Annotated in this window: 9 protein-coding genes; 3 read left to right on the top strand and 6 right to left on the bottom strand. The window is 67.6% G+C overall.

What is annotated here, in order from left to right; translation table 11 throughout:
* Nucleotides 1-60: 60 nt before the first annotated feature.
* The 6 genes from V7E45_RS29455 to V7E45_RS29430 form a co-directional block, all read right to left on the bottom strand.
* Nucleotides 61-219, bottom strand: a complete 159-nt coding sequence (locus tag V7E45_RS29455) for a hypothetical protein (RefSeq protein WP_121024823.1) — start codon at nt 217-219, stop codon at nt 61-63.
* A gap of 16 nt (nt 220-235) precedes the next feature.
* Nucleotides 236-424, bottom strand: a complete 189-nt coding sequence (locus tag V7E45_RS29450) for a mobile element transfer protein (RefSeq protein WP_116129402.1) — start codon at nt 422-424, stop codon at nt 236-238.
* Nucleotides 425-442: 18 nt separating this feature from the next.
* Nucleotides 443-1,105, bottom strand: a complete 663-nt coding sequence (locus V7E45_RS29445; protein WP_333777240.1) for a DUF2637 domain-containing protein — start codon at nt 1,103-1,105, stop codon at nt 443-445.
* A gap of 21 nt (nt 1,106-1,126) precedes the next feature.
* A complete protein-coding gene (locus V7E45_RS29440; protein ID WP_333777239.1) occupies nt 1,127-1,291 on the bottom strand; it encodes a hypothetical protein in 165 nt (54 codons plus the stop codon).
* A 75-nt stretch (nt 1,292-1,366) separates the two neighbouring features.
* Entirely contained in the window at nt 1,367-2,707 is a 1,341-nt protein-coding gene (locus V7E45_RS29435) for an FtsK/SpoIIIE domain-containing protein (protein ID WP_333777238.1), read from the bottom strand.
* A gap of 2 nt (nt 2,708-2,709) precedes the next feature.
* Nucleotides 2,710-3,036 carry an SCO3933 family regulatory protein gene (locus V7E45_RS29430; protein WP_333777237.1) on the bottom strand — a complete coding sequence of 109 codons (327 nt, stop codon included), beginning with the start codon at nt 3,034-3,036 and terminating at the stop codon, nt 2,710-2,712.
* Nucleotides 3,037-3,170: 134 nt separating this feature from the next.
* On the opposite strand from V7E45_RS29430, the gene V7E45_RS29425 reads away from it, so the two are divergent.
* The 3 genes from V7E45_RS29425 to V7E45_RS29415 all read left to right on the top strand — a co-directional run bounded on the left by V7E45_RS29425 (nt 3,171) and on the right by V7E45_RS29415 (nt 5,600).
* The gene (locus V7E45_RS29425) at nt 3,171-3,947 is read left to right on the top strand and encodes a GntR family transcriptional regulator (RefSeq protein WP_333777236.1); all 777 of its coding nucleotides are present in this window, start codon (nt 3,171-3,173) and stop codon (nt 3,945-3,947) included.
* A gap of 7 nt (nt 3,948-3,954) precedes the next feature.
* Complete coding sequence (locus V7E45_RS29420) at nt 3,955-4,467, top strand: GNAT family N-acetyltransferase (protein ID WP_333777235.1); 513 nt, start codon at nt 3,955-3,957, stop codon at nt 4,465-4,467.
* A 506-nt stretch (nt 4,468-4,973) separates the two neighbouring features.
* Nucleotides 4,974-5,600 (top strand): hypothetical protein, encoded by a 627-nt coding sequence (locus tag V7E45_RS29415; protein WP_333777234.1) that lies wholly within the window; start codon nt 4,974-4,976, stop codon nt 5,598-5,600.
* Nucleotides 5,601-6,225: the final 625 nt, after the last annotated feature.

Here is a 6,225-nt window from a genome sequence, read left to right as displayed (position 1 = left end):
CGGGGAGGCGATGTCCTGGGGCGGGTACTTCGGGGTGAGCATGGTGGTTGTCCCTTCGGGTCAGTGGTTGATGAGGGAGCCGACGACGGGGCCGAGGAAGCTGTGTGCGATGAGGTAGCCGCCGAGGAGGAGCACGGCCACGAGCCACCAGGAGGGGCGGGCGAGTTTGATGCCGAGGTAGCCGACGACGGCCACGGCCAGCCAGAGCGGAACGTCCATGACGGGGGTCTCCTTGTCAGGCCCGGCAGCGGTGGGTGCGGGCGGCGAGTTCGGCGCCGGCGCGGGTGGAGTAGTCGGCGTCGAAGCCGCAGCCGGGTGCGGTGCAGGCGGCGGTGTGCGTCTCGCGGCCACGGCCGTCGTAAGAGGTGCCGACCTGGACGGGGCCGATGCGGATCACGTTGCGGAAGCGGCGGTAGGCGGACATGAGCGAACCTCCCTTCGGTCAGGTGAGTTGGAGTTGTGTGGTGATCGCGCGGGTCATGTCCTCGGGCAGGCCGAGACGGGCCGAGAGAGCGTCGGCGGGCATCGGTGACCCGGTGGACGCCTGATGGGCTTCAGTGATCTTGCGGGCGTGATCGAGCAGGGCCGCCGGGACGACCGGGGCAGGAACCGCGGGCTTGACCGGTGCTGGTTCCGGCGGGGGAGCCAGTTCCGGAGCCGAGGCGGGCGCGGGTTCGTCGGCCCGCTCGACTGCGAGGTCCAGGACAGCCGGTTCTTCGACTTCCGCTGGGGCCGGAGCCGGGGTGGGCGAGTGCACCAGGAGGGTGCCGCCGAGGAAGGCCAGGGCGGGCCAGCCCGCTACGAGGATGCGCAGCCAGGCAGGCACCTGGCCCAGGTCGAGGAGTCCGGCGGTGGCGATGTTGGCGCCCAGTGAGGCGCCGAGGGCGATGACGAACCAGGTCCAGGCCGAGCGGTCACGCCGGGCGATGCGCAGTCGGCGCCAGGCCGCGACCAACAGCAGGTCGACGGAGACCGGGTAGGCCCACGCCTTCCACCCGGACTGGGCCGCCGCAAGGGCCAGGTCGTGCAGGTGGGCGAAGGACAGGGCACCGGCGATCACGGCTTGGATCAGTACGGCGTCCGGGCGGGCGAGGGATCGAGGCATCTCTAGCGCCTCCCTTCGAGGTCAGTCGGGGGCGTGGCCGGTGCCAAGGCAGGTCAGGCACAGGGCCTGCTGTCGGTCGTCGCTCACGCGCTTGCGGCGCCCGCCGACCTGGAAGGACTCCGAGGTCTGCCCGCCCTGGCAGTCGGGGCACGGCTTGGGGGCGGTGGTCTTGCGTCGTGGGGCCATGGCGTTCCTCCAGCAGGCATGGCGGGGGTAGGGACCTGGCGCGAGACGGTCGCGCCGACCGTGGAACGGAGGGTGTTACTCGGTGACCGGTCGCGGCTTGACCAGCGACGGCCCCTCCGCCGACGCCTCAGCGGGCGCGCAGGGGCGGAAGGGTTCGAGGAACGGCAGGTCCGGGACCAGGTGGGCGAAGGTGCGGCAAACCGCGATGACTTCGTCCCGGGAGACGGCCGGGGTGCGGATCTTCGACCAGCCGCCCGAGGTGTCCGCCGCGACGGCGGTACCAGGGCGTTCCATCGGGATCAGGCTCGCGGCCGGGACCGCGTCCGGGGCGACGTCGGCCAGGCCCATTTCGGCGGTCTGCTTGTCGTTGACGCGGTGGACGACCCGGCCGGTGAGCTGGGCGCGGAGCATGGTGGCGCCCTTGCCCAACTCGGAGCCGAAGCGCTGCCCGCAGATCTCCAGGTAGATGCCGGCCGCGCGGGCCATTTGCGCGAGCCGGATCAACGCGGTCACGATCCGTTCCCGGCGTTCCTCGTCCTTCCTGGAAGAGATCAGGAAGAGTTCCGCGATCTCGTCCACCAGGACGACCACGGGCACCGGTCGCAGGTGGTCCGGCAGTTCCCAGATGTCGGAGACGCCGTGCTGGCTCAGCAGGTCGAAGCGGTCTTCCATCTCCGCGACCAGCACCCCGAACAGCGAGGCGGCATCGTCCGGAGTGGTGACCAGGGCCGACAGGCGCGGCGCATACCGCGCCTGCTCGACTCCTCGTTTGCAGTCCACCCCGACGAGGGCGACCGGGAGTTGAGCGAGGCCCTTGATCAGGTTGCGCTGGTACATGGACTTGCCGGACTGGTTCGCGCCCAAGGTCAGCGCCATCGGAGCCTTGCGGTAGTCCCGCTCGAACGCGGTCCCGTCCTCCCGCAGTGCCACCGGCACGATCATGTCGCGCGGCTCAGCCTGGCGGGGCATCCGCACCCGGCGCAGCACGTCGTAGCCGGTCATCCGCAGCTCCACGAAGCCCGGCTTCGTCTCCACCACGGTCACCGAGTACACGCCCCAAGCGTGCCGCAGCCGTTCGGAGGCGGCGGCCACGTCGGCGGGCTCCAGGCCGGCCGGAAGCCGCAGCGTCACCCGCAGGCCCGTCGAGGTGCCTCGCACCTGGCGGATCTTCGGCGGAACCGGCTGCACCTCCCGGCGGGCGACATTGCGGGTCACGAACGCCCGCAGCCCCGACGGCCGCACCGTCAGCCCGCACACGTCCATCGTGGCCCGGTAGGAGAACCCGAACCGAGCCAGCGTCACCGGCAGCCCGACCAGCGCCCAGTACGCCCGAGGCGCCCGGCCCTTGGCGTACCCGACACCACCGGCGGCGGATAACCCGGCTGTGGCCTCCAGCCACATCGTCAGGTCGCCCATGATCAGGCCGCCGGGGTGAGCGCGACCGCGCTGAACGAGATGCCCTGCCGACGCTCGCCCTTGATCACGTTGTCCCAGTCCCGGGCCTTCAGCCCGATGACCTTGACCGGCATTCCCGGCACCAGGCCCTCGGGGAACCCGTTCTCCGGGATGACGACCTTCAGGAGGTTGCCCTCCCCCTCGTCCGAGACCAGCAGACCCACGACGGACAGGGGCCTCCCCTCCAGGTTCACGGCCCGCTCACCGGTCGCGTAGTTCTTCACCTTCGGCTCGGGCGCGGTCGCCACGAACACCACAGCAGTCGATGTGTCGATCTTGAACGACGGCATGCGTCACCCCTTGTTCGGAGGCCCGCCCTCACGGCGGGCCAACTGGCTTAAGCCACTTGCTGGCTTAAGCCAGTTGAGCACAGGGCGCCCTTCGGGTCAAGCAGGTGGCTTGAGCCAGTCGCTAGACTGGTCGCATGACTCCGTCCGCCTCGTCGACGCCGCAGCCTCCGAGCAGGCGCATTGCCGAAGATCTCCGCCGTCAGATCGAAGTCGGGGAGCTCCGAAGCGGCGACAAGCTGCGGTCTGAGCGGGCACTAGCGGAGGAGTACGGCACTGCGCGGAACACCGCCCGCGAAGCCATCCGCCTGCTCGCCGAGCAGGGACTTGTCACGGCGAAGCACGGGAAAGGTGTCTTCGTCCGGGAGCCTCAAAAGCTGTTCCGCTTCGGAAGCGACCGTTACTCGGTTAAGAACCGCGAAACTGGACTGACCCCCTTCCGGCTGGAGTGCAAGCGGCAAGGCAAGGTCGCAAAGATCGATGTGCCGTCCATCGCCAGAGAGCGGCCGCCGGCGGATGTCGCGGAGCGCCTGCAAGTGCCTCAGGACGAAGAGAGCGTCGTACATCGCGAGAATCACTACTTCGCGGACGACGAGCCCGTGCAGATCGTGTCCACGTACCTCCGTTGGGACGAGGCGCAGGGGACACTGCTCATGCAGGTCAAGACGGGGAAGGACGGCATCTATGGCCGTCTTGAAGATCTCGGGCATCTCATGACCCAAGTACGGGACGAGATCAGCGCGAGGATGCCGACTCCTGCCGAGGCCGCGACGCTGGATCTCCTGCCGGGAGTGCCGGTGCTTGAGGTCCTACACACCAGCCTCGATCAAGACGGGGTGCCCTTCGAGGTGTCCCGCTACGTGCACCGAGCCGACCGGACTGGCTTGCTTTACGAGCTGCCCGTCGAGAGGTAGGAACCCTGTGGAGCCTGTGACCGTACGCCCTTTTCAAGGCGCTGACCTGGTCGGTGCAGCCAAAGCGCTGGTCGAGGTGCACGAGACGGATGGCTATCCAGTGGAAGGCGTGGAAGACCCTCAGGCATGGATCAAATCAGATGACGTGTTGGCGGCCTGGGTGGCCGAAGCACGCGGTGCCATCGTCGGACATGTCGCGATCATGCGTCCTAGGGGCGAAGACGCCGTTTCCCTGTGGGTCGAGCAGAGCGGAGACGATGAGGCCCACGTCGCGCTTCTAGCCAGGCTGTTTGTGACCCAAGCAGCCCGCGGGAACAGTACCGGTCAGCTGCTGATGCAAGCCGCAATGAGCCATGCCCGAGACAATGATCTTCGCCTGGTTCTGGATGTCATGGTGAAGGACACTGCCGCGATCCGACTCTACGAACAGCTCGGCTGGCGCAAGATCGGCGAAGCCACTCATCACTTCGGGGCCGGACGGAGCATCCCGGCCGTTTGCTACGTCGCGCCCGAAGCCTGAGCTGTTACAGGTTTCTCTACCTCATCAAGTACCCGCGCAAGCGCGGGCTGGCCCCTTGGGCCCGACCCCTCTGCGCCTTCGGCGCCGGGGCCGGCCCCTGGGGCCGCAGCGAGGCTACGGCCCTGAGTCGAGACCTGGTGGGCAAGGCCCCAGTCAGAACAGAGCCTCCGGCGGGGGATCGGCCGGCACCGGGATGGAGGGGGCACCGTCGCCGCCCGCGGGTTCGTCGTGGCGGATGCTGGTGGCTCCCATCCCGCACACCATCGACCCAGGCAGAGCCGAGCAGACGCGGCCCCTGGCGTCCAGGTCGTTCGTACAGTGGCGCGCTCCACCTGGACGCCAGGAACCACGCCCGCTCCACGGTGTGTGGGTCGACGGCGTACGGGATGGGAGCCGGGGCGAGTGGTGGGATCGGCGTTGTGGCAGCAGTTTCCAGCAGTCACACCCAAGGGTGACTGCCGCCTTGCGAGTTACGGCATGATGCGCTTGTGGAAGTTGCGCGACTAGTGCTCGATTACCTCAAGGTCCTCATCTGGCCGACCACGACCATCGCGATTGTCTACGGCTTCCGGAGCCAGCTCAGCGACCTGATCCGCCGAGTGAAGGCCTTGAGCGCACCTGGCATCGACGCAGAGTTCTCCGGCGAGATCCTTGAGGCGAGCACAGACGCAGAGGTGGCGGTCCTCACCAACACGCCTCCTGCGGAGGCGGCGACCGCTCAGCAAGATTCCCTTCAAGAGCCGACCGCAGCCGCCGTCGTTCGCATCCGTTCAGAGAGGGTCCGTACTGGGAGGCTAGAGCAGGAGGATCTGCTCCTGTCCTACGCCCAGATGCAGCCAGAGGCGGCAGCTATCGCGGCATGGTGGCACGTCGAAGCCGAGTTGCGGCGCCTGGAGGAACTGGAGCTTGGGCGATCCGAACGCCACCCCTTGCCTATCAGTCGGCTGATTGATCGCCTGGACTTGCCGCTGAACATCAAGGTCTCGATCTTGGAACTCAGCAGAGTGCGTAACCGGGCTGCACATCAGGTGGCCCTCAACCTCAGCCCAGAGGCTGCGCGCGCCTACGTGAGTAGCTGTCATGAGATGAGGGAGTGGCTGCAGGCACGCAACCCCCAACAGCCGTTGTTCTAGGCGCGTTGCAGTGTGAGAGACCTCACACAACGGCATGCCCGTGAAGCATCCACGACGACAACTCCGCTACGCTTCCGCCGAGTTGAGACCCAGAGAACCCACGCCAAAAAGCCGTGTCGCGCATCCCCTACCAAGAGCGGCGCTTCAACGGCTAGGCGTGGCCGACAGATTGAGGTCCCCTTGGACGAGAAACCCACAGATCAGGCAGCCGTACCGTCCTATGCATTGCACTGCCATGCATTGAACGAGTTGGGAGACTACCGGGAACATTCCCTCGCGAGCAAGTACGAGTCGCGCGCCAGTAGGTCTCGCACCGAGTCAGCGACTCAGATCCTGCAGTTGATCACTGCCGTCCTGGGCTTGCTCGTGACTCTCCTGCCCTTGATCGGCAGACTCATGTAGACGTGCCCCTCGCGTGCCCGGTGAGCCGAGCACTGACGGGGAACAGCGGGGAAGGTGGGGCATCACTCCACTAAGCCGCAGGTCAGCGAGTTGCCAGCTCAACAGCCATCCGCGTACGCGATCTTCCAAACTAGCTACGCGGGTTCGATTCCCGTCGCCCGCTCTGTACGGCCCAGGGGGCGGGCGGCGCGCGTGGGGGGGGCGGGGGCCCCGCCCTTTTTAA

It is taken from the genome of Streptomyces sp. IBSBF 3136, from assembly GCF_036815105.1.
Lineage (GTDB): Bacteria > Actinomycetota > Actinomycetes > Streptomycetales > Streptomycetaceae > Streptomyces.
This window is presented reverse-complemented; position numbering and strand designations above follow the sequence as displayed.

Bases quoted from the DNA above. Each gene is read 5' to 3' on its own strand.
- V7E45_RS29430 (WP_333777237.1), bottom strand. From the start codon at position 3,036: ATGCCGTCGTTCAAGATCGACACATCGACTGCTGTGGTGTTCGTGGCG.
- V7E45_RS29455 (WP_121024823.1), bottom strand. From the start codon at position 219: ATGGACGTTCCGCTCTGGCTGGCCGTGGCCGTCGTCGGCTACCTCGGC.
- V7E45_RS29425 (WP_333777236.1), top strand. From the start codon at position 3,171: ATGACTCCGTCCGCCTCGTCGACGCCGCAGCCTCCGAGCAGGCGCATT.
- V7E45_RS29440 (WP_333777239.1), bottom strand. From the start codon at position 1,291: ATGGCCCCACGACGCAAGACCACCGCCCCCAAGCCGTGCCCCGACTGC.
- V7E45_RS29445 (WP_333777240.1), bottom strand. From the start codon at position 1,105: ATGCCTCGATCCCTCGCCCGCCCGGACGCCGTACTGATCCAAGCCGTG.
- V7E45_RS29450 (WP_116129402.1), bottom strand. From the start codon at position 424: ATGTCCGCCTACCGCCGCTTCCGCAACGTGATCCGCATCGGCCCCGTC.
- V7E45_RS29435 (WP_333777238.1), bottom strand. From the start codon at position 2,707: ATGGGCGACCTGACGATGTGGCTGGAGGCCACAGCCGGGTTATCCGCC.